The sequence below is a fragment of the Natrinema hispanicum genome, from assembly GCF_900111485.1.
GTDB lineage: Archaea > Halobacteriota > Halobacteria > Halobacteriales > Natrialbaceae > Natrinema > Natrinema hispanicum_A.
Genome location: NZ_FOIC01000018.1, coordinates 36,777 through 57,692, shown reverse-complemented (window position 1 = coordinate 57,692; position 20,916 = coordinate 36,777). Strand labels below are relative to the sequence as shown.

Below are 20,916 nucleotides of genomic sequence, written 5' to 3'. Positions count from 1 at the left end.
ACGGCATCCTCGTTGACCGCGTAGACGAGGAGAACACCTCGAAGACGTGTTCGTGTTGCGGGCAGATTCGGGATAGCAACCGCGTGGAGCGTGGTCTGTACGTCTGTTCGTCGTGCGAAACGACGATGAACGCAGACGTGAACGGTGCGGTGAACATTCGGAGAAAGATAACTCAGAGTCCCCCGACCGGGGATATGAGTAACGGCTGGTTGGCACAGCCCGGAGTCTTCCTGTTCGACCGTGAGAGCGGACGGTTCACACCGAGAGAACAGGGAGTCTGCAAACCCTAATATCCCAACGCTCGGGATTCCTCCGGGTTCAGCCAGAGGAGGATGTCAAGTAGCGTTCCATGCCGCCCCCGACTGGGAACGATCGATTCTGCTAATCCGCGAAGCCGACCGTTCGATCCGTCTGCTCGAGACAGGGTTTGGTCACTCCTCGTCGAACTCGAGGGCGACGGAGTTGATGCAGTAGCGTTTGCCGGTCGGGTCGGGACCGTCGTCGAAGACGTGGCCGAGGTGGCCGCCACAGGAGGCACACAGGACCTCGGTGCGGCGCATCCCGTGGCTGGTGTCGAGTCGCGTTTCGATCCGGTCGTCGTCGGTGTCGTAGAAACTCGGCCAGCCACACCCTGACTTGAACTTCGTCTCGGAGTCGAACAGTTCGGCCCCACAGCCGGCACAGACGTACGTCCCGTCGTCGGTATGGTCGACGTACTCGCCGCTGAACGGCGGTTCGGTGCCCGCCTCGCGGAGAATCCGATACTCCTCATCGCTCAGCCGGTTGTGCCACTCCTCGTCGCTCGTCGCGTGGTCGCCCTCGTTGCTCATACCCAGTGCTAGGGTCGAACGACTCAAGAGTCTATCTCCGGCGCGACCGCTGTTCGTCTCAAGAGCGACTCGAGCCACCCGACGGCGTCCGGTCACCGGCTGGTAATGATGTCCGTACTTCCACAGTTCGGACACTGTGTCATGCGGCCCAGTTTGGGGACCTCGATTCGAAGCCATGCGTCGTCTCCGCCGGGCGCTTCGAACCCACAATTTCGGCACCGTGACCGTTCGTGTGCTGAAAGTTCGCTTGCCATGTCCCGACATATGTCGGAGGGTGTCATAGTTGTTGGTTCACTGAATAGTGACTTTCAACGATGTCGATGAGTCGGACGACCGATGTCAGTTGCGGATAGACTGTCGGACACCGGTCCGCGAGTACTCGCGCGTCTCGCGTCCGATCGGTGTGAGCCGTGCCGTGTGTCCGACAGTATGACAGGGGAATGGAACGTGGACGGCGCTACTGGGAGGGGGCTCCGACGATACTCGTCACCGAAGCGCCCATCCGTTCGCGTGGATCGATCGGAGATCGCCTCGTCGGCTCGGCCACCACCATCGAGCGCCCGTTGTCGGATGGTTCCGGCGGGTTACCGACCCCATCCGGGTCCAACGCTCGCGTCGTCTCCGGGAACTGTCTCCCACGGTACCCGATCTCCGTCGGAAGTGTCCACAAACAGTTATAAAAACATTGTCGAATATTTCAATTGTCTGTTATATGCCGCTGGCCCGGTTTCCCCGTCAGCCTCTCGGGTTTGCTCGCAACCGACAATCAACCGGACTGACGTGTCGCTGTGAATTCCAGTTGGGTTAAGGGTACGCCAGCCGAATCGAAAGTAAATGGGTCCCGGACACGAACTCGCCGCAACGGCGCTCGACACGCTCCCAATCACCGTCGCGATCATCGACGACGAGGGGGAGATTCTGCTAACGAACCAGTCATGGAACGAGTTCGAGAGCGCGGAGCGCGACGACGAACATATCGGCGCAAACTATCTCGCGGCTGCCGCGACGACAGACGACGAGTACGCCCAGCAGGCAGTCAACGGGATCGAGGCTGTGCTTGCTGGCGACCGTGACTCGTTTTCGATGGAGTACCCCTGTCACACACCCGATCAAAAGCGCTGGTTCCTGATGCGTGTCACCCGGTTTCCCCACGACGACCAGCGGTTGGCGTCGCTTGTCCACCTCGAGATCACCGAGCGAAAGCTGGCCGAACTCGCCGCCGAAGCAAACGCCGAGCAGGTCAAGAAAGAACGGCAGGCCGTCGAGCACGTCCTCGAGCGCGTCGACGGCCTCGTCCGGACAGTCACCGACGCGGCCGTCGGCGCGGAGACACGAGCCGAGATCGAACGCGACGTCTGTCAGCGACTCGCCGCGACCGACCCCTACGTGCTCGCCTGGATCGGCCGCGTCGACGTGACGAACCGCCGGCTCTCGCCCCGTGAGTGGGCCAGCGACGACGACGTTCCCCTCGAGGACAACGGTCTCGTCCTCGATGCCGACGGCGCACACCCCGCCGTCCAGGCGCTCGAACGTGACGATGCACAGGTGATCGCGGACGTCACAGCACACGACGCCGCCGATCGGTTGTGGCCGAGAGGGGCCGGCGACCACTTCCAGTCGGTCGCCGCCCTGCCGCTGACGTACGGTGACGTTACCTATGGCGTGTTGGTCGTGTTTGCTGACGAGCCCGACGCCTTCGACGAGCGGGAACTGCTCGTTCTCGACTCGCTGTCCGGAACGGTCGCGACCGCGATGAACGCACTCGAGGTCAGACGAATGCTGACGACCGAGGCCGTCATCGCCGTCGACGTCGCGATCGAAGACCCCTCGCTGTTCGTCACCGCGCTGTCGGCGACGTTCGACGCCACGGTCAGCTATCGCGGCCTGACCGAGGCCGACGACGGCACACCGCTGGTCGTCCTCCACGTCGACCGGCCGCTCGAGGACGACGCGGTCGACGAGACTGGAATCGCACACGACGTGACGATCCTCTCGACGACCGACGACGGGACGCTCCTGGAGGTTGCCACCACGGACGGGCTCGTGACGGCACTAAGCGAGCACGGCGCGGTGATTCGCGAACTGATCGTGACTGACGGCGTCGCTGACCTGGCAGTCGACCTTCCGGATGGGCGATCCGCGCGGTCGGCCTACGACCTGCTCGAGCGACGGTACGATCGGGTTGAACTCCTCAGCTACTACGAGCGGGACGAGCCCGCCCAGACGCCACACGACGTCACGGCACGTCTCGAGTCGTCCCTGACCGACCGGCAACTGATGGCGCTGCGCAAGGCCTACTACGCGAACTACTTCGAGTGGCCCCGCGACATCTCGGGGGAAGAACTAGCTGAGTCCATGGATATCTCTCGGTCGACGTTCCACCAGCATTTGCGGGCCGCCCAGCGGAAAGTCCTCGCTGAACTGTTCGATTGATCTCCTCGCCACGTATCAAGTTTCGTTTTAGTATACATAGTGAGGGACTGATCCTTTATATGTACATGTCGTAGGAGGTACATCCGAGTGCTATCGGTCAGGGTCAGCGAGGCAGAGGATGCAACAGGAACACATCGACGCAGGCAAGGCGATACAGAAACGAACCGGGAAAACGTTCTATCTCGCGACGCGGTTTCTCCCCGAGCGCGTGCGACATGCCACACATGTCCTCTATGCGTTCTTTCGGATCGCTGATGAGGTCGTCGACGACGCCGACGGCGTCCCCCCCGAGGAGCAACGCGCCCGACTCGAGGAACTTCGCGCAGAGGCTCTCGGCGAGCGCACGCCCGACGATCCAGTCCTCGAGGCCTTCCAAGAGCTCCGGACGAGATACGGTATCACCGACGACGAGGTCGACGAGTTCATCGACGCGATGGCGACCGACATCGACACCGACCGCTACGAGACCTACGCCGACCTCGAGTCCTACATGCGAGGGTCGGCCGCAGCCGTCGGGGTGATGATGACTGCGATCATGGAACCCGACAACAAGGCGACCGCGCTGCCACACGCGATCAAACTCGGCGAAGCCTTCCAGATGACGAACTTCCTGCGAGACGTCCGTGAGGACATCCTCGATCGGGACCGCATCTATATCCCACAGGAAACGCTTCGAGAACACAACGTCGATCCGGAACAGGTTGAACGTCTCGAATTCGACGAGTCGTTCGCGTCGGCGATGGCTGCCGAACTCCAGCGAACCGAAGACCTCTACCGCGAGGGTGTCGCCGGTATCCGCTACCTTCCCGAAGACTGTCAGCTGCCGGTCTTGCTAGCGGCGGTCCTCTATGCGGAACATCACAGTCTCATCCGGGAACAGGGATACGACGTGCTCACGGACGAACCGTCGCTGTCGACGACGCGAAAGCTGTGGTGTCTCGCGAAGACGCGCTGGCACTGGCACTGGAATCGCGATCCAGAGGCCGTGTTCCAGCGAGTGTCGGCAATCCCCTCGCGCGAGCCCGACCACCGCGGCCCCGAACACGGGGATAGCGTTCCGACTCGTTAGAAGGCTCATCAAACCCCTCGGTATGGTGGCCCTCGTTTCGTTGTCCCGGGCGTTATCCAGCCATATATGCCCGTCGCGCAGAACTCCGAGTTCATAGAGGAGGAACGACAGATGGCACGAACGATTGCGATTAGTCTCGGCGCGTGGCTCGCCGTGACGGTGCTGGCCGTGGTACTATTGCTCCTGTTTGGCGACCCACTCTCGAGTCTGGTCGTCTAACGGTCGCGGCACGCGACGTGGACGCTATCTGGCGTCGCCGTCCACCAGCAGGCTCGTCTCGGCGACGATGAACGTCGCTAGCTTGCGTTTGGTGTGGGCTGTGAGGAGGTGCTCCTCGAGTTGCTCGCCAGCGGCCGGCGGTTCGCGACAGACCGGACATTCGACCGGTGCCTTTTGAGCCATGCTAGCAGTTAGCTATCAATGAGCAAAAGGCTCCTGCTGGAAATCGCAGACGGACACCTATCAGTCTCGAGTCCGGGTCGATCAGTTTCTGTCACCGGAACGCACGACAGAGGGTATCGAGAGGTCGTAGCGCTCGGTCCGAAGAAGGACGAGACAGAACAGCCCGGCGATGCCGGCGGCCAGCCACTGTCCGTACAGCGCGTTGATCGTTCCCCAGAGGAGCACGAAACTCACTAGATCGTCCAGCGCGAACTCACACGTTCGGATGCGCTCCCGGACGGCCGCCCGATCGAACGCGAGGTCGACGAGGACGACCGCAATCGCACCCGACAGGAGCCAGCCCCAGTAGTTCGACGCCGGGACGCCGTAGTAGCCACCGGGCGGGATGTACGACCAGAAGCCGATAGCGACGGCCGCGGGGTCAAGCACCAGGTCGATCGCGAGGACGGCAGTGATCGCCGAGAAGGCACGCGGGACGAGCCGGCCGGCCCGCGCGCCGAGGGCCAACAGGGTAAGCAGATAGGCGTTGAGAACCAGCGGGACGAAAAACAGCGGCAGGGCAAGCGGCACGTCCCCGCCCAGCATCGGCCCGAGGCGAATGCCATACTCGAAGGTCCCATAGGGCCAGCCCGTCTGTATGCCGACGAGTTCGATCGCGTACGTATACGCCGTCAGAATCACGAGCGGGACGAGCGCCCGGCGGTCGAGTTCGGGAAGGAGAGCCACCACCAGCGGCGAGCGCATCACCAGCGTCCCAAACAGGATCAACAGTGGGTTGTACGACAGCAGCGGCGGCAAGAGCCCCTCCGCACTTGCGACCAGTGTCACCGCGCCGATGACCGGGAAGACGACCGCGATCGTAAACCGATTCTCGCGGATGAGGGCCTCGAAGCGTCGCTGCACGACGGCTCGCGTCGACTCGTCGGTGGTGCCGTCGTGGACCGATGGTGTCCGGCTGGTGCTGGTATCCGTCCCAGTACTCGAGGCCGACGTATTCGACTCGCTGCTATCCATAGAGTACCCTCCAGAGCCCGCCCATCGTCAGCACGGCACCGACGACGGTGTTGATTGCCGGGAACCACCAGTACGCTCGGTCGACGGCAACGCTCGCGGTGGCGATCGCAGCGACGAGCGCCGGGTAGACGAGCATGAGCGCGCCCAACCGAACGTCGAGGGCCCCGAACGCGGCCGCGCCGGCGAGCCAGCAGATGCTACAGTAGACGTACGTGCCACGCGTACCTAACACCGTCGCAGTCGTCCGGATTCCCATCTCACGGTCGGGTTCGATGTCCGGGATCGCCGAAAAGGTATGCATGCCCATTGCCCACAACCAGCCGCCGACGACGGCGAGAACGGGTGGCTGGCTGCCGGCAACGGCGGCGTAGGAAGCCGCGCCCGGCGTGATATAGAGGCCGTTCGAGAGCGAGTCCACGAACGGGGTCGTCTTGAACCGCGCCGGCGGAGCGCTGTAGGCTGCCCCGAGGACGAGAAAGGCGACCAGCCAGGGGATCGCAGCGGTCGGAAGCAGTGGAACGAATAGCAGCGGCACGGCTGCACAGAGTCCGACGACGGCGGGGACGTATCCCTGCCCACGATAGCGTGCCTCCCGGTCGTCCTTTTTCGGGTTTGCCGCGTCGATCTCCTGATCGTAGACGTCGTTGATCCCGTAGAGGAAGACGTTCGCCGGCAGGAGGAAATAGCCGAACAGGGTGACTGGAGCGGGGGCGAACAAGTCACTGGCAGTGTTTGCGGCGTAGACTGCACCCACCAGTACCGGCCCCGCCAGATACAGCCAGAACCGCGGCCGCGACAGGACCAGCAGGTACGAGAGGTGTGCGCCGATACCGCCGTCGGTCCCCCTCGAGTTCGAATTCATCGGTGATCGCTCACGTTCATGTTCGTGGCGTGTCCACCGCCGCAGCGAGCGCGCGGTCGTGCCACCGAGTCGCTGCTCGCCGGCCCCATCACGGCTCGAGTCCGCCGCCGTGGTCTGCGAGCACTTTCTCGGCGGTCAGATCGCCGCTGATGAGACACATCGGGACGCCGATCCCAGGTGTGGTATCGCCCCCCACGAAGTAGAGTCCGTCGACTTCCTTCGATCGGTGGGGCGGTCTGAACAGCGAGGTCTGTCGGAGCGTGTGTGCCAGTCCGAGCGCCGTCCCGTCGTGGCTGTTGTATCGGCTGGCGAAGTCCTCGATGCAGAACCGCTCCTCGAGAACGATCCGGTCGCGGAGGTCGGTCCCGGTGTTCGTGGCGATATCCTCGAGGATCATGTCGCGGTACTGGTCGCGAATCTCGGGCGTGTCCTCGAGGCCGGGCGCGATCGGCACGAGGACGAACAGGGCGCTGTGACCGTCTGGGGCGACGGTATCGTCGGTCTCGGACGTGACACACAGGTAATAGGCGGGATCGTCAGGCCAGCGTGGATCATCGAAGATGTGCTCGAAGTGCTGGTCCCAGTCGGTCGGCAACACGAGGGTATGGTGGGCCAACTCGTCGACGTCACCCTCGACACCCAAATAGAGCAAGAACGCGGAGGGGGCGTAGGTCCGCTCATCCCAGTAGTCGGCGTCGTAGCCGCGGCGTTCGGGCGTGAGCAGGTCCTGCTCGGTGTGGGCGTAGTCAGTGTTGCTCACGACTAGATCCGACCGAACGGGGCCGGCCGGCGTTTCGACCTCGAACCCACCGGTACGGCCCTTGATCTCGGTCGCCGGCCGGTTGGTCTCGTACTCGACACCCAGCTCGCGGCCGAGCTCGGTGATTCCGTCGACGACCGCGCCGATGCCGCCGTCGGGATACCAGACACCGAGGTTGAAATCGACGTGGCTCATCAGATTATACAGCGCCGGCGTGTTCGTCGGCGAGCCACCCAGAAATACCAGCGTATACTGCATGATCTGCTGGAGCTTCGGATGGTCGAAGTACCCCTCGACGTGGCCCTGCATCGACCCGAGCAAGGAGAGGCCACGCGCCTGTCGGGCCACGTCGAGGTCGATGTAGTCCCGCAGGCGCTCGCGGTCTTCGTAGACAAAATGTTTCATCCCGACCTCGTAGTTCTCCTTGGACTTCTCGAGGTACCGTTCCAAGGCCTCGCCCGCACCCGGCTCGTACTCCTCGAAGATGGCCTTCGTTCGCTCGAGGTCAGGCGTGATGTCGACCTGATCGCCGTCCTTGAAGAAGATCCGGTAGTGTGGATCGAGATGGGTAAGTTCGTAGTAGTCACTCGGCGTCCGGTCGAAGGCGGCGAAAAACCGCTCGAAGACATCGGGCATCAAATACCACGAGGGACCCATATCGAACCGAAAACCGTCTCGCTCGAGGCGACTCGCTCGGCCACCTACCTGTTCGTTCTTCTCGATGACGCGCACGTCCGCTCCTGCGTCGGCGAGATAACAGGCCGTCGAGAGCCCACCGATTCCGCCTCCGATCACGACGACCGACACGCCGGCCAGCGATTCCATGCCCAACATGAGTATACGATCGATGTTAAGCGTGTGTCATACATAGGTAGGGAATGCGATCAGTTATCGGTATGGGTCCTCGAGCGCGAGCGCGTCAACTGTGCAGTCGAGGCCAACGAAGCTGACCGATGTATTCGTGTGGTTTGGTACCGTACCAGATGTATGGACGGGACGACAGCTCTGATAACTGGCGGGACGCGCGGCATCGGTCGCGCCGTCGCCGACGCATTTGCAGCCGACGGGGCAACCGTTGTCATCGGCGCTCGAGACGCTGAGGAAGTCGAGGCAACCGTCGACGCACTCGAGGCGACGGGCGCGACTGCGGACGGGTGTCGAACCGACGTCCGGGATGAGTACGACGTGGAACGGCTGGCCAGAACTGCCTCGCGGGCGGGTGAGACGGCTGGCATCGATATCGTCGTCCCCGCGGCAGGTGTCTATCACGGCGAGGCCGGCCACACACCGACCGACGACGAATCGTATGCTGCGTTCGACGATCACTGGCGGACGAACGGCCGCGGCGTGTACGTGACGATCTGCGAGTCGATTCCGCATCTGAACGACGGGGCACGGGTCCTCGTTCCGACAGGGTCGATCGCCAGCGACGGCACGGCAGGCTATGGTTCCTACGCCATCTCGAAGGCGACGGCAGAAGCGATCGTTCGCGGGTTCGCTGCCGATACCGAGTACGTCGTGGGATGTCTGGACCCCGGCGTCGTCGCAACGGAACTCACTGGCGGGCACGGCCGCGATCCGGAGACTGTCGCGCCGATGTTCGTCTGGGCGGCGACCGAGGCCGACCCCAACGTGGTAGACGGCACCGTCGTCGGATTGGGTGAGTGGAAAAAAGCGACCCGATAAGGGCCATCGCAATGGTCGACGATCTTGGACGTGGACCTGCCGTCTCAGAACCCGCCGAAGGCCATCAGGAATAGCGCGACGGCGATGATCGCGAACAGGCCGCCGACGCCTTTCTTGATCGTTCCCGTATCCAGCGCCGTCGAGACGTAGGGCGCGATCTGGCCGCCCAGCGTCGTTGCGGGAACCGTCCAGACGACCATGTTCCAGGGCGTCGACGCGAGGTCCATCGTGTGGCCGCCGGGAACCAGCCCGCCGCCGAAGACGTGGACGACCGAGGCGAGCACGGCCGTCGTCGCAACGACGATGTGGTTGGTCCCGATTGCGACACGGACGGGCACCTCCGTCCGGAGCATCGAGATGATGCCGAGTTCGCCGATCCCGAAGCCGGCCAGTCCCTGGAAGACGCCGCCGATGCTGTAGTTGGCAAAGCGCTCGAGATAGCCCGACCGGGAGTAGCGGTAGTCGTTTCCGTCACGATCGACGCGGGTAACGGTGCCGCCCTCGTCCGTTTCGACACCCGCCGGGCCGAGTTTGGAGGCGTCGTTCGGAAGGTCGCCAGTGGTGCCGCCGTCGGCTGCGACCGTTTCGCCGCCGGAGCCACCACCGGGCTCCTCGTGGCCGAGGTCAGCTTTGAAGAGGAGGAACGCCGCTGCAAGCAGTGCGATCCCGAGTAACGCGTGGAACAGCGGTTCGGGGATGACAAACGAGAGCAACGCCCCGCCAACGACGAACGGAATCCCGCCGAGGACGAGCGCTGTGCCGAGTCGCCGGTCGACCAGTCCGTACTGGATAAAGGCGAGTGCGGAACTCGAGAGGCCGAACGACTCGCTGATGAGGCCGATTTTCACCAACGTATTCGGTTCCAAGGGATACGCAACCAGTGGGAAGATGAAGATGAGGAAGGGGACAAACAGCGCAGAGCCGCTGATCCCGACGGTGTTGACGATCGTCGCGCCGGTGGCGAACGCGATAAACAGCCACCAGTACTCGAGCCAGTAGCCGGTTCCGGCGTCCGCTGGCGTGGGCGCAAAGAAGTAAACGCCGACGACAAACGCCAGTGGCGCGAGGAACACGAACACGTGTTGATACTTCAGGAACGCCTTCTGAATCCGCGAAGCCGATGATGAGGCTGTCATTGAGCCGTGAGCGCTGCCTTTGGAGGGGTGAAATAAGAGTATTTTCGTCTCTTTCCGCCCTGTGAACCGTTCGTATGGTGTATATGGGGTGACTACTGGCAGACAGTAACGCATCTGGCTGGCGCGTGCAGGTCGACCGACACAGTCAGCGCATCCTCAATATTTATGGGGTCGGCTATGGTATTTACTATCACAATGAGTTTTCCAGAAGGGCCACGCAAGCCGGGTGAGCAGTCTGCGATAGATGACGGCGCTGACGCAGTCGACCACGCCCCGACGGACGGACTCATCGCGACCGCACGCGAAGCGCTTCGGACACACAGCGAGACGTGGGCAGACCGCTACGTCGAGATGCGTCTCGACGCGCGCCTCGACAGTCGGGAGTGACGACCCCGCACGGTTTTTAGACCGCGTTCGTGACTGTCGGCTCGATCGCTACCAACGACTATGCGTTTCTGTGCCGTATGATACCATGGTGGTCGAAGATGCAAACAGTCGCGACGGAAGCAGTCACCTGTCCGCACTGCGGGGACGAAGCGAGCGTTTCGCTCCCCAGTGAGGAGACGGAGCTGAAAGTACGGCACTCGGTCGCAGCGTTCGGCGAGCACACGACGGTCACGTGTTCGGAAGGCCATACCTACTGGGTATACTTCTGTTAGTCCTCAAGCGCGTCGAACAGCCGATTTTTCGACCGTGGCAAGCAAAAGACGGGACTGGTGAGCGATCGCGGTCGCTCAGTATAATCGATCACGTCGCAGAAATCTAGTAGTGAACGAAGCCGCTACCGAGGTTCAATCGATATGGCCTTCGCGACGCAGTTGATCTGCGTCCTGGCCGGTGTAGCGCCACTCGATGGTGGCCTTTTCGTCTTGCCAGTCCCAGGGCTCGGCGACGACGATGTCGTCTTGCTCGATCCAGGTGCGGTATTTCATGCGCCCGGGAATGCGGCCGAGTCGCTCCTTGCCGTCCTCACAGCGGAGCTGGACGTGGTTGCCACCGAGGTGCTCGGTGACGACAGCGAATACCTCATCGTTGTTGGGCATACGGAGGTTCCGTCGCCCGGAGTCTTCTGTCACAACTTATCTACGTGGGGCAGACGTTTAAATGGTTGCAGAGTCACGGTATCGTGACACACATCGAGTGTACGTTCACAGTTTTTCGATGTTCTGGGCTTGCTCCGTGCGCCGATTGGCCTGCTCGAGTCTGTTTTGCGTCGCGTTCGAGAGCGACGCTGGCAGATCATCGCTCGCCTCGGTGAGCCGGTTCTCCACCCGTAAGAGCCGCTCAGCAACGGTGGTAAGCTGCTTGCCAGCATTGCCTCGCTCGCCGTTGCGTGCCCGCTCGGCAGCCCTTCGTGCGGCCTCAGCGACCGCTGCGAGGGCGCGCTCGAGTCCGTTGACGGCGTTCGACGATCCGCCGCTGCGATCAGCATCGTCGTCATCGCTCAGCGCCGCAACCGCTGCGCGCGTCTCGTCGGCGATATCGGCCACGAACGTCGCAAGCGATGCTTTGCCAGTCTCGGGGCGCTCGATGCGGACCGTCGACTCATCCCCGGGGGTCGGGTTAACCCGGTACGCACCGATGGCGTCGTCGCTGTCCCGAACCTCGGTCGTGTACGCTCCGCCTGCGTGGACGTAGACAGCGTCGGTCCCGTCTACTGGCGACTCGTACAGCCGCCCGGCGAAATCGTCTTCGAGCGCGACCGCCGAGAGCTCGGTCGCAGCGTTCTCACCGCCGATCTCGAGTTTCGTCGCGCGATCGTTGGCGACCAGCGGAATCTCGCCGCCGACACCGGCCGCGGTCGGTGTGCCGTCATCTGCAACGGCGACGTGTTCGCTGTGTGGCGCGCGGCCCGCACCGTTGACCGTCAGTCGGTGCTCGCCGGCCGGAACGTCCTGGACGACCACGACGCCACCGAACGTCGGGACGGCCTCGGGATCGCTCTCCAGCAGGACGACCGGTTCGACCGTCGTCTCCGTCGTGGTCAGCCCCTCGTTCTCCGGCGCATCATCAGTTGTGACCGCCTCCGTAACGCGAGTGATCACGCTGTTTATCGGGGCCGCCTCGCCGATTACGTCGTATCGGTCGGCCAGTGCCGTCCGATGGTTGGGAACGGAGATGTCAGCCGCTGGATTACTATATCGGGGCTGGCTCCATGGGACACCAGTCGTCGTTATGTGACCAGCAACAGCGTCCTCGACTATGTCGGGGACCGTGAACTCGAAGCTCAGCTGTGGTCCGGTGAAGGCCGCGATATGTTCGATCTCGCTGCTCGGAACGAGGTCGTACTCGACGTCCGTGTCGGCCTCGCGCTCGCGATGTCGGAAGACGAGTCCCGTCTCGCGCGTCGGCAGGCCCGTCGGCGGCGACGTCAGCGCGTCGTACGACCGGATCGTCAGATCGTCGTCGATCAGCGACTCGCGGGTAACGGACTGCAGGCGTTCGTGCTCGTAGATCGGCACGCCCTCGTACTCCGGCACGAGGAACGGAAGTCGCGACCCCTCGTCTCGCGGCAGCCCGTACGCGAGGGGGATCTCGAGGTCCGCGAGGTCCTCGATGCCTTCGATCGCCGTATTCGTGATATCCGCCAGTAAGTCCTCGATGGCAACCCGCTGGAAGCGATCAGGGACGTCATTGATCGAGAGCGCACTCGAGTGGGAGCCGAGTTCCGAGAGGATACGCGGCACCTTCGACGGGTCCGGGTCCAGAAACTCGTTGTTCGGCACCGACCGGGAGTGGGAACTAGCGACGTACAGCTGTGGCTCTCCGGTCTCCGTGTCGACGAAGACGTGCAGCACTTCCCAGTCGTGCCAGTGGAAGTTGGTCGTAAACTGGTCGAACACCGAGTAGAACCAGAACTGGACTACGGCGAGTGACGAGCCCTCGTACTCGACGGCGTTGTAGAACACCGTCGGCTTCGGTGGGCCGCCGTCGCTGTATTGCTCGTGGTACCCGTCGAGAGCATCGAACCCGGTGACGACGGTCTCGCCGTCCCGCTCGCTGGTGTAGGGCCGTGGGTCCGTCGGAAACCACGGCTCGTTCGCGTCGAAGTACAGCGTCGGAGCGAACTCCGTTGCCAGTTCTCGAGCCGTTTCGCCGTCTAGGCGGCTCGTCTGGCCGTCGGTCTCACGCTCGAACGCCGAACAGCCAGCCAGCGCCGTCCCGCCGATACCGGCGAGTGTGCCGAGGACAGTCCGGCGATCCACGTCGAACTCGAGAGTGTCGGTCACGAGTTATCACGCCCTCTCGGAGGCCCAACCGTCGATGAGCGCACGACAATACCTGTGCCAGCCATACCGCTGCGTGGCGCTATTTTCTCAAGAACCTTCTGTACTGACCGTTCACAAAACTCACAGTTCGCGATCCGAATCGGGATTCTCGAGGTCCCAGAGCAGTTCGGGCAAGAACGCCTCGAGATTGTCGATGACCCGCCGTTCACTGACGTTCAAGCCCTCACAGTGGTCGTGGGCCGACTCCCGGATGTCGACGTGGAGGTCGCCGTCCTCGAGCCAGACTCCCAGCGGAAAGACCGAACACCGGGTCGGTTTCCAGTCTTCCTCGAGATGCAGCGTACAGAGACCGTCCTCGCGGAGAAAGGCACAGGCACAGCCGTCCTCAGCGACGTGGGCGTCGCGGTCTTTGCCCTCGCGGGTGACGAACTTCTCGCCGCGGAACTCCGTCGTGGTCTCGGCGAGGTTTGCTCGCTGGGCTAACTCGAGGAGGTCCCGGTCGTACAGCAACACGCCGTGGTGACAACACCACGTGCAGTCGTCGACACACTCGAAAGTGAGATCAGGGTCGAACTCGACGACGACCTCGCGGCCGGGGTGGACTTCGACGCGTCGCGGGGCGTCAGCGCTCACGTGTCGTGGGAAGGTGGTCGTCGCCAAGTGCCTTTCTACACGTCGGTTTGGGTTGGTGTTGGCCTTTATCGAACGAATCGCGCAGTCTCGCTAGACGATCCGCCAGCCGTTCAGTACAGGAAACGTACTCAACAGAGTGCGCAAAAACAGAGGTGCGTTCACATCAGTTTCCCGATGCTGTAGTACAGAACCGGTGTTACGACGACAGTGGACAGCAATCCAATGAGAACCGGCATCGTCCCCGTTGGATCTGGACTGGCTACGAATCCGATACCGAAACCGAGATAGAAACTGATACCGATCGATCCGATTCCTCGAACAACGTTGCGCATACTTACATCTCGTAGTATATAACAAGTAAATATTTTCTAGTATGTCACAAAGACGTCCGGAACAGCCGAGCCGCTACGGCTGACCCAGCTCGCCCTCGAGCGCCAGCCGTTCGCGCTCGCTCGAGTCCACGACGGTATTCCGGAGCGTGCCGACGCCCTCGTAAGTGATCTCGACTGTGTCGCCGGGTTCGACGAGGCCAGGGTTGGCGGGACTGCCGAACGAAACCACGTCGCCGGGGCGGAAGGTGACGCGTTGGGAGAGATGCGAGATGATCTCGTAGGGGTCGAACAGCATGAGTTCGGTGTTGGCCTCTTGACGGCGCTCGCCGGCCACGTCGGTGTACATGTCGATCCCGGTCGGATCGACGGCGGTCTCGATCCACGGGCCGAGCGGGCCGGAGGCGTCGAACGCCTTCCGGGGCGTGCGCCCGCCTTGGTCGAGCGCATCCATGTCGTTCATGATCGTGTAGCCACGGACGACCTCGGGAACCTCGTCTTCGGAGAGATTCCGACAGGGCTCGTCGATCACGGCTGCGAGTTCGCCGGCGTAGGTCACCTCGTCACTGAACGAGGGATACGGAATCGGGTCCCCGTGACCGACGAGCGACGCCGGCGGCTTGATGAAGAAGTCGGGTTCGTCGGGCCGTTCGTACTCCATCTGGTCGATTGTCGCCGCGAAGTTCCGTCCGATGCAGTACAGTGCCGAGGGTTCGCAGGGCGGCAGGAAATCCGCGTCCGTTCCCACCTCGTAAACGCCGTCGTCCGTGTGTACGACGCCGTCCTCGTATCGTCCGGCGACCGGTCCATCGTCCGTCGCGATCCGCGCGAGTTTCATTATCGGCGCTCTCGAGTCCGGAGAATTAGTGATACCGGTTTGGCTTTGGCTCGAGTTCTAGCCGAGCGTCTTGACCGCGACGCGGTGGGGGCCGTCGGGGGTCTCGAGCGTGACGCTGTCGACGATCGACTCGCGGGCGCGCTGTTGCCACTTCTCGACGGCCTCAGCGTGACGTTCGCGAATTTCGTCGGCCGTGTCCGGGTCGGCATCCGCGTCGGCGAGTGCGGACTCGAGGTCGGGATAGTCGGCGACGATGTCGTCTGCGATGAGTGCAGCGGGCGAGACGTGGACCGCGCCGGTCAGTTCGGTGTCGTCGACGTGATAGACATGAATCCGGGCGCGCATTCGGCCGTGAAACGGCGGCGTCGCGCGGAGGACGGCCTCCCCGGGATTTTCCTGACTGTAGACGTAGGCGTCGGTGGCGTCTGCTGGCGACAGCGCAAGTGAGCGGATCGCTGTCGGATCGTCGTCTCCTACCATCGGAAAGGGGTAGGTGGTAGGATGGGTTAAGACTCCGGTTCGACCGCTTCGTCCGCGGCTGGTGGGCAGAAGACCTCGGCTCGAGTATCAGTCGACACGCCGTAGACTGCGTCCGAAACCGAGTCCGGACAGGTAACGTCGCTGTCAGTGTAATGGACACGCAGCGCTTCCCGAAGCGCGTCCCGCACACAGGCACGCGTCGCCGCGCCGACCTCGGTCCCGCTGCCCGAAAAGTCAGCGGGCGGGCCAGCCGGGTCGTGGCCGACGACGACCGCGTCCGTGGTCGTCCCCGGAAAGCCGGTTTCGGCGAGCAGTGTCGTTGCCTTCGCCTCCGCGACGACTGCGATCAGGTTCGCCAGCGCGCCGGGTGCGAGCGCCCGCGTCGTCCCGACGATGACGTTAACGGTGCCGCGGCCGGGCTTGAGGTCGGACACCACGTCGTCACCTACGGTCTCATCCGAACCAGTGTCGGCCCCGGACTCCATTGGCAACGCGGCAGGGTTCGACACCCCGGCAGTTGCGTAGGCCGTAACGGGGCCACAGCGCGCACCGCGAGCGTCGTCGATGTCCACGCCGGTCAGCAGCGCTGGCCCGGTTGCGTCCGCGGCTGTTGGTTCGAATCCCGCACGCTCGAGGCGTTCGTCGACGTACGAACCGAGATCGGTTCGCTCCCACTCATCGGGGACAGAGACGTTGTACACGCAGTCAGCCGTACAGCGGCCGCCGTTCCAACCGGTCGACAGCCATTCCGTCTTCGGTCGGCTGACCTGCAAGACGCCGTCCCGTCGGATCGCGCGGTAGGCTGACTCAGCGTCAGTCATCTTCGTGGGGTTCGACTGTCCCCTCGTCAGCGTCGCCGACGCCCAACGCGCCCAGCAGTCGGTCGTTGGCCGCACGATCCTTGACCGCGACACGAACGTGTGAATCGAGCGCGCGGAACGTCGTCGCGTCCCGGATCGCCACGCCAGCCGCTCGTGCGTCGGCGATCACCGTCGCCACGTCGCGGTCACCGACGTCACAGAGGAGATAAGGTGCATCCGAGTCGTGGACGTCGAATCGTTGCTCGAGCGCCTCGCACATCCGCTCGCGCTCACGTTCGACGTGCTCGCGGGTCTCGCGGACGAACTCGTCCTGTCGGAGACAGTGTGCGCCGACGCGAGCGGCCGGCGTCCCGAGCGACCACGCACGGCGGGCGGTCGCAAGCGCATCCCGCCGCTCACCGCGTGCAACGGCAAAGCCCGCGCGGAGTCCCGGCAGGCCGAACAGTTTGGTCAGCGAACGGGCGACAATAACGTGGTCACGGCCCAGTTCGGCCGCGGATGGCCGGTCGGTGAAACCGAGAAACGCCTCGTCGACCAGCAGGGTCGTGTCGGCGGCCCCACACCGATCGACGAGCGTCTCGAGTGCGTCCGGCGCGATTGCGTCGCCAGTCGGGTTGTTCGGCGTACAGACTATCGCAAGCGCACATGGCTCGAGCACTGAGGGGCCGAGTTCGTGTAGTTCGTCGTAGCGAACGAATCGCGGCGTCGCCCCCTGCAGCCGGACTTCGCGGGCGTACTCGCCGAAACTCGGGTAGGGCACCAGCGCCTCGTCGCCGGGCTCGAGCGCCTGCTCCATTGCCAGCCGGATCGCGGCGAGTCCACCGGGCGTCGGGATCACCTGCTCGGGCTCGCAGCCGACGAACGACGCTGCCGCCGCCCGGTACTCGAGATAGTCGTCGTCCGGATAGCGCCGTGATTCCTCGAGTGCGGCGGTATACACGTCCCCGACCCCGTCTGGCGTCCGAGGGTTGGTGTTCGCCGAGAAGTCCAGCACGTCGCGGTCGGGTTCGCCGCCATGGGGCACCCGCGAGCCGGCGCGGATCGCGTCAGGGTCCACTGTTTCCCTCTGCGGCGTCGTTTTCGATGCCCAGCCGGTCACAGACTGTCTCGAGTCGGTCTCTGACCTCGCTCATCTGGCCGTCGGGAACCATCGAGAGCGCGCCGCCCATCCCGACGCCTTCCTTGGCTTCGCCGGCGCAGTAGCGTTCCATGGCGACGTGGTCGCTCTCGTCGAAGCCGGGATCGGTCACAGTAAGCTCACAGTTGAGGCGGTCGCAGGTCTCGGCGAGTCGGTCACCCTGCTCGTCGGCGACGAATGAGGTGGTCGCGATCGATAGGTCCGCGTCGACCCCGGCATGGCGCAACAGGGCCGCGACGGCCACCATCTGGGTGCCACCGGCCAGCGTCACGTCGGTCCCTGACTCGAGCGCGCCGGCTGCAATTCCGGTCACTGTCGGCTGGACGGGGTCGCCGACGGCTTCGATGGCCTCGACTGGCGCGCTGTTGCAGTCGCCGGCTTCGAGGTCGCTTTCGGCCAGCGCCTCGTCGACGACCTGACGCTTGCGCTCGATCGGGTTCTCGGGCAGCGACGAGGAGACGGCGGCTGGCTCGCCGAGCGCGGTGAGGACGCCGAGTGCAGTGGTCGTCCCGCCGGGGACCGTCTCGCCGATCATGACCTCGTCGTCCGGCAGGCTCGCGCCGTAGTCGTAGGCGCGGTCGAACGTGGCGTTCGCGTCGGGGACGGCTGCCGACTCACGGACGTCGACGCCCGGCTGAACGCCAAGGTCGACCGTCGGCGCGGCCGTCGACTTGGCAAGTCCCGCATCGATCACGGACAGGTCGAAGCCGACGACTTCTCGGACTGCGCGGGTCACGGCCGCAGGCGTCGGACAGCCGGTCGGACTTACCGGCGTCACCGGCGACACGGTCGGTTCGCCGTAGGTGAGGATTTCGACGTCCGCCGAGGGCGTATGCGCCATCAGCTCGGAGGCGGCCCCGGCAGCACTGATGCCGTCGATCAGCGCCGTCTCGGTCGTTCCGGCGGCGAGGAGGACCCGCATCTAGCGGCCCTCCGCCGACCGGGACAGCCGATCAGCCGCGAGACGAGCGTCTTCGAGCCGGTTCACGTTCATTGCAAGTCGCGCGTCGTAGTGTACGTCGATCATGGATGTGGAATCGGATGCAGTGCCGACGACGTTGACCCCGGTCGGCGCGAGGTGGTCCGCTGACTCGAGTCGCGTGTCGATGCTGACGCCGAGCCGGCGCTTGAGCGCGACGGGGACACAGACGGTCCGCGAGGCGTCGCTATCGCCGTGGGCCGCGAGCACGCGATCGATAACGGGGGCCTCGAGCAACGGGAGATCCGCAGCAACAGTGAGCAGCGGCGGTGAGAGGGCGGGTCGCTCGAGGAGACTCATCAAATCGGCCACGTAGCCCTCACCGGCCGTCTCAACCGTCGTCACGCTGCCGACCGCCTCGAGATGCGCTCGCGTCTCCGGTGCGTTCGGTGAGACGGCGGCATAAATCGTCTCGAGTCGACTGGCTGCAAGGCCCGACAGGACTCGATCGACCATCGGCGTCCCGGCGATCGGGTGAAGGGGTTTCTCGTGGGCACTCTCGAGGCGCGTCCCTTTCCCGCCACACATCACGAGAGCGTCCATGCGATCACCCCCAGATGGATCCCGGCAATGCGGCCGATCTCGTTGGCTGCACCGAAAATATCGCCGTTGATCCCCCCGAGCTGGCGGTTCGCCCAGTACCAGGGGAGGCCAACGCCAGCGACGGCCCCACAGAGAGCGACTGCACCAAGCGATGGCTGCGGGACGACAACCGTCGCGACGGCGATCGCTGCGGGCGCGAGGAACGACCTGGCGGTGGCTCCGTCGGTGAACTGCTTCCCCATGCCCTCGGTGACTGCGGTGCCGAAACAGGCCAGCGCGGCCATCCCGAGTTTCGTCCCGACTTCGGCACCAACCGCGATGGCAATCGCCGCGCGAACAGGGAGGCCCGCCAGCCCGAGACCGCCAAGCGCCAGCGCAGCGACGGTGATTGACACCGACAGCAGTGCGCCGACGCCGGTCGTGGTGTCTTTGAGCACCTCACGGCGGCGCTCCTGACCGCCGTGGACGACCAGCGCATCACCCAGATCCGCGACGCCATCGAGATGATGGATCCCCATCACAGCGTACACCGAAAGCAGGTAGCCAAGCGCGACGGTCGGGGCTGTAAGCGTCTCCGTAGCGAGTAGCGGAACCGCCGCCAGCGCGCCAGCGACGAGCCCAACGATCGGGAACGCCGCCGGCGTCGCCCGGAACGCATCCCAATCACCGTCTCGGAAGCCGACCGGAAGCCGTGTGAGAAAGCCGAGTGCCCCGCGGACGGCCCCGAGCCAACGGCCGATCATACTATGTCAGAAACACCTCCACGAGCGGACTCGACTCGAGTCCCAGCCCCGTCGACACGAACACGACGAAGCCGGTAGCGATGACGATCGAAACGCCGGCCGCCCGGCCAACGAGCGAGACGCCTCGCTCGCCGTCGGCCAGCGTCGGCAGGTCGGCGTCGGAGTTGAGGACGTAGACGCCCGGCTTCTCGAGGCGGATCGCCAGCACACAGGCGAGCGTCGCCATCGGCCAGCCGGAGTTGGGCGACGGCGGCACCTGCGCCCATGCTCGAGCACGGGCAAGCGCAAGCGGATCGGCCGCGGCGATGGCGATCGCGACCGCCGCGACTCGGGCAGGGAGGAACATCACCAGATCGTCCAGACGCGCGCTCGCGGTGCCGACCGGTTTCGAGGGGTAGCCGAGCATCGAATCGAGCGTGTTGATGCCTTTGACCCACGCGGCAATCGCCGCGGCAGCCGGTAGCGAGGCCGGTGCGAGGACGGCAAACGGGAGTACCGTCGCGACCAGCCCGTCGGCGAGGTTCTCGGCAGCGCTTTCGACGGCGGCGCTCCGAAGTTCGCCGGCCGATAGCGTCGACGCGTCCCGGCCGACCAATCCCCGGACCTGCGTGCGAGCGTCCGCGAGGTCGCCGTCAGTGGCCGCGACGACAGTTTGGGTCAGCTCGAGCAGCGAGCGGATGCTGATCGTCAGAAAAAGGACGACGGCGGCGACGATGCCGCCGGCCAGCGGATGAACTGCCGTCGCGGCGAGAACGGCCCCACCGGCGACGGCGGCGGGGACGAGCGGGGCGAGTGCAGCGATGCCGACGCCGGCCAGTCGCTGGCCACGTTCGGTCACGGTCCACTCTCGGTCGAGCGCGCCAACGAGTCGGCCGAACCACGCCACCGGATGGGCGGGGGTCGGCGGTTCGCCGACGAGCAGATCCAGGCTGACCGCCAGCCCGATAACCGCAAGCGCCGTCAGCACGACGGCATCACCGCCACACCGCC

25 protein-coding genes are annotated in these 20,916 nt (G+C 64.3%); 6 read left to right on the top strand and 19 right to left on the bottom strand.

Annotated features, from left to right (window positions below):
* Positions 1–290: zinc ribbon domain-containing protein (locus tag BSG09_RS14685; RefSeq protein WP_139246223.1), on the top strand; the 290-nt coding region annotated here is incomplete at its 5' end.
* Between the two features lie 141 nt (positions 291–431).
* Here the strand turns inward: BSG09_RS14685 and msrB are convergent.
* Positions 432–830 (bottom strand): peptide-methionine (R)-S-oxide reductase MsrB, encoded by a 399-nt coding sequence (gene msrB / locus BSG09_RS14680; protein ID WP_092934407.1) that lies wholly within the window; start codon positions 828–830, stop codon positions 432–434.
* 92 nt (positions 831–922) lie between these two features.
* Complete coding sequence (locus tag BSG09_RS21330) at positions 923–1,084, bottom strand: anaerobic ribonucleoside-triphosphate reductase (protein ID WP_223174735.1); 162 nt, start codon at positions 1,082–1,084, stop codon at positions 923–925.
* Positions 1,085–1,664: 580 nt separating this feature from the next.
* Here BSG09_RS21330 and BSG09_RS14670 point away from each other — a divergent pair.
* Both BSG09_RS14670 and BSG09_RS14665 read left to right on the top strand, forming a co-directional pair.
* Positions 1,665–3,263, top strand: coding sequence for a bacterio-opsin activator domain-containing protein (locus tag BSG09_RS14670; protein WP_092934403.1), 1,599 nt, complete (start codon positions 1,665–1,667; stop codon positions 3,261–3,263).
* Between the two features lie 118 nt (positions 3,264–3,381).
* The gene (locus BSG09_RS14665) at positions 3,382–4,332 is read left to right on the top strand and encodes a phytoene/squalene synthase family protein (RefSeq protein ID WP_092934401.1); all 951 of its coding nucleotides are present in this window, start codon (positions 3,382–3,384) and stop codon (positions 4,330–4,332) included.
* A gap of 243 nt (positions 4,333–4,575) precedes the next feature.
* Here BSG09_RS14665 and BSG09_RS20880 read toward each other — a convergent pair whose 3' ends face one another.
* From BSG09_RS20880 to BSG09_RS14650, 4 genes are all read right to left on the bottom strand, one after another.
* Positions 4,576–4,734, bottom strand: coding sequence for a hypothetical protein (locus BSG09_RS20880; protein ID WP_175542215.1), 159 nt, complete (start codon positions 4,732–4,734; stop codon positions 4,576–4,578).
* A gap of 81 nt (positions 4,735–4,815) precedes the next feature.
* The gene (gene cruF / locus BSG09_RS14660; RefSeq protein ID WP_092934400.1) at positions 4,816–5,748 is read right to left on the bottom strand and encodes a bisanhydrobacterioruberin hydratase; all 933 of its coding nucleotides are present in this window, start codon (positions 5,746–5,748) and stop codon (positions 4,816–4,818) included.
* Positions 5,741–6,610 carry a prenyltransferase gene (locus BSG09_RS14655; protein WP_092934398.1) on the bottom strand — a complete coding sequence of 290 codons (870 nt, stop codon included), beginning with the start codon at positions 6,608–6,610 and terminating at the stop codon, positions 5,741–5,743. Before BSG09_RS14655 ends, cruF begins: the two co-directional genes overlap by 8 nt.
* Before the next feature lie 88 nt (positions 6,611–6,698).
* Positions 6,699–8,195, bottom strand: coding sequence for a phytoene desaturase family protein (locus BSG09_RS14650; protein ID WP_092934396.1), 1,497 nt, complete (start codon positions 8,193–8,195; stop codon positions 6,699–6,701).
* 162 nt (positions 8,196–8,357) lie between these two features.
* Here BSG09_RS14650 and BSG09_RS14645 point away from each other — a divergent pair, with 162 nt between their 5' ends.
* Positions 8,358–9,056 (top strand): SDR family NAD(P)-dependent oxidoreductase, encoded by a 699-nt coding sequence (locus tag BSG09_RS14645; RefSeq protein ID WP_092934394.1) that lies wholly within the window; start codon positions 8,358–8,360, stop codon positions 9,054–9,056.
* A gap of 44 nt (positions 9,057–9,100) precedes the next feature.
* On the opposite strand, the gene BSG09_RS14640 is transcribed toward BSG09_RS14645, so the two are convergent.
* Positions 9,101–10,192, bottom strand: coding sequence for a sulfite exporter TauE/SafE family protein (locus tag BSG09_RS14640; RefSeq protein ID WP_092934392.1), 1,092 nt, complete (start codon positions 10,190–10,192; stop codon positions 9,101–9,103).
* A gap of 195 nt (positions 10,193–10,387) precedes the next feature.
* On the opposite strand from BSG09_RS14640, the gene BSG09_RS14635 reads away from it, so the two are divergent.
* Positions 10,388–10,579, top strand: a complete 192-nt coding sequence (locus tag BSG09_RS14635) for a hypothetical protein (protein WP_092934390.1) — start codon at positions 10,388–10,390, stop codon at positions 10,577–10,579.
* A gap of 98 nt (positions 10,580–10,677) precedes the next feature.
* Positions 10,678–10,851, top strand: a complete 174-nt coding sequence (locus tag BSG09_RS20875) for a hypothetical protein (protein ID WP_175542214.1) — start codon at positions 10,678–10,680, stop codon at positions 10,849–10,851.
* A gap of 132 nt (positions 10,852–10,983) precedes the next feature.
* Here the strand turns inward: BSG09_RS20875 and BSG09_RS14630 are convergent, their stop codons facing one another.
* The 12 genes from BSG09_RS14630 to cbiB all read right to left on the bottom strand — a co-directional run bounded on the left by BSG09_RS14630 (position 10,984) and on the right by cbiB (position 20,893).
* Positions 10,984–11,268 carry a translation initiation factor eIF-1A gene (locus BSG09_RS14630; RefSeq protein WP_074854731.1) on the bottom strand — a complete coding sequence of 95 codons (285 nt, stop codon included), beginning with the start codon at positions 11,266–11,268 and terminating at the stop codon, positions 10,984–10,986.
* A gap of 72 nt (positions 11,269–11,340) precedes the next feature.
* Positions 11,341–13,422: a hypothetical protein gene (locus tag BSG09_RS14625; RefSeq protein WP_092934388.1), complete on the bottom strand. Its 2,082-nt coding sequence runs from the start codon at positions 13,420–13,422 to the stop codon at positions 11,341–11,343.
* 120 nt (positions 13,423–13,542) lie between these two features.
* Positions 13,543–14,055, bottom strand: a complete 513-nt coding sequence (locus BSG09_RS14620; protein WP_092934415.1) for a YkgJ family cysteine cluster protein — start codon at positions 14,053–14,055, stop codon at positions 13,543–13,545.
* Between the two features lie 158 nt (positions 14,056–14,213).
* Positions 14,214–14,387 (bottom strand): hypothetical protein, encoded by a 174-nt coding sequence (locus tag BSG09_RS20870; protein WP_175542213.1) that lies wholly within the window; start codon positions 14,385–14,387, stop codon positions 14,214–14,216.
* Positions 14,388–14,460: 73 nt separating this feature from the next.
* Entirely contained in the window at positions 14,461–15,222 is a 762-nt protein-coding gene (locus BSG09_RS14615) for a fumarylacetoacetate hydrolase family protein (RefSeq protein WP_092934386.1), read from the bottom strand.
* Positions 15,223–15,279: 57 nt separating this feature from the next.
* Complete coding sequence (locus BSG09_RS14610; protein ID WP_092934384.1) at positions 15,280–15,702, bottom strand: hypothetical protein; 423 nt, start codon at positions 15,700–15,702, stop codon at positions 15,280–15,282.
* Between the two features lie 26 nt (positions 15,703–15,728).
* Positions 15,729–16,523 carry an adenosylcobinamide amidohydrolase gene (locus BSG09_RS14605; protein WP_092934382.1) on the bottom strand — a complete coding sequence of 265 codons (795 nt, stop codon included), beginning with the start codon at positions 16,521–16,523 and terminating at the stop codon, positions 15,729–15,731.
* The gene (locus BSG09_RS14600; protein ID WP_092934380.1) at positions 16,516–17,580 is read right to left on the bottom strand and encodes a pyridoxal phosphate-dependent aminotransferase; all 1,065 of its coding nucleotides are present in this window, start codon (positions 17,578–17,580) and stop codon (positions 16,516–16,518) included. The genes BSG09_RS14605 and BSG09_RS14600 overlap by 8 nt, the downstream gene beginning before the upstream one ends.
* Entirely contained in the window at positions 17,570–18,583 is a 1,014-nt protein-coding gene (gene cobT, locus BSG09_RS14595) for a nicotinate mononucleotide-dependent phosphoribosyltransferase CobT (RefSeq protein WP_092934378.1), read from the bottom strand. The genes BSG09_RS14600 and cobT overlap by 11 nt, the downstream gene beginning before the upstream one ends.
* The gene (locus BSG09_RS14590; protein ID WP_092934413.1) at positions 18,584–19,168 is read right to left on the bottom strand and encodes an NTP transferase domain-containing protein; all 585 of its coding nucleotides are present in this window, start codon (positions 19,166–19,168) and stop codon (positions 18,584–18,586) included.
* Positions 19,168–19,926, bottom strand: coding sequence for an adenosylcobinamide-GDP ribazoletransferase (gene cobS / locus BSG09_RS14585; RefSeq protein WP_092934376.1), 759 nt, complete (start codon positions 19,924–19,926; stop codon positions 19,168–19,170). The genes BSG09_RS14590 and cobS overlap by 1 nt, the downstream gene beginning before the upstream one ends.
* A 1-nt stretch (position 19,927) precedes the next feature.
* Positions 19,928–20,893 carry an adenosylcobinamide-phosphate synthase CbiB gene (gene cbiB, locus BSG09_RS14580; protein ID WP_092934374.1) on the bottom strand — a complete coding sequence of 322 codons (966 nt, stop codon included), beginning with the start codon at positions 20,891–20,893 and terminating at the stop codon, positions 19,928–19,930.
* Positions 20,894–20,916 lie beyond the last annotated feature (23 nt).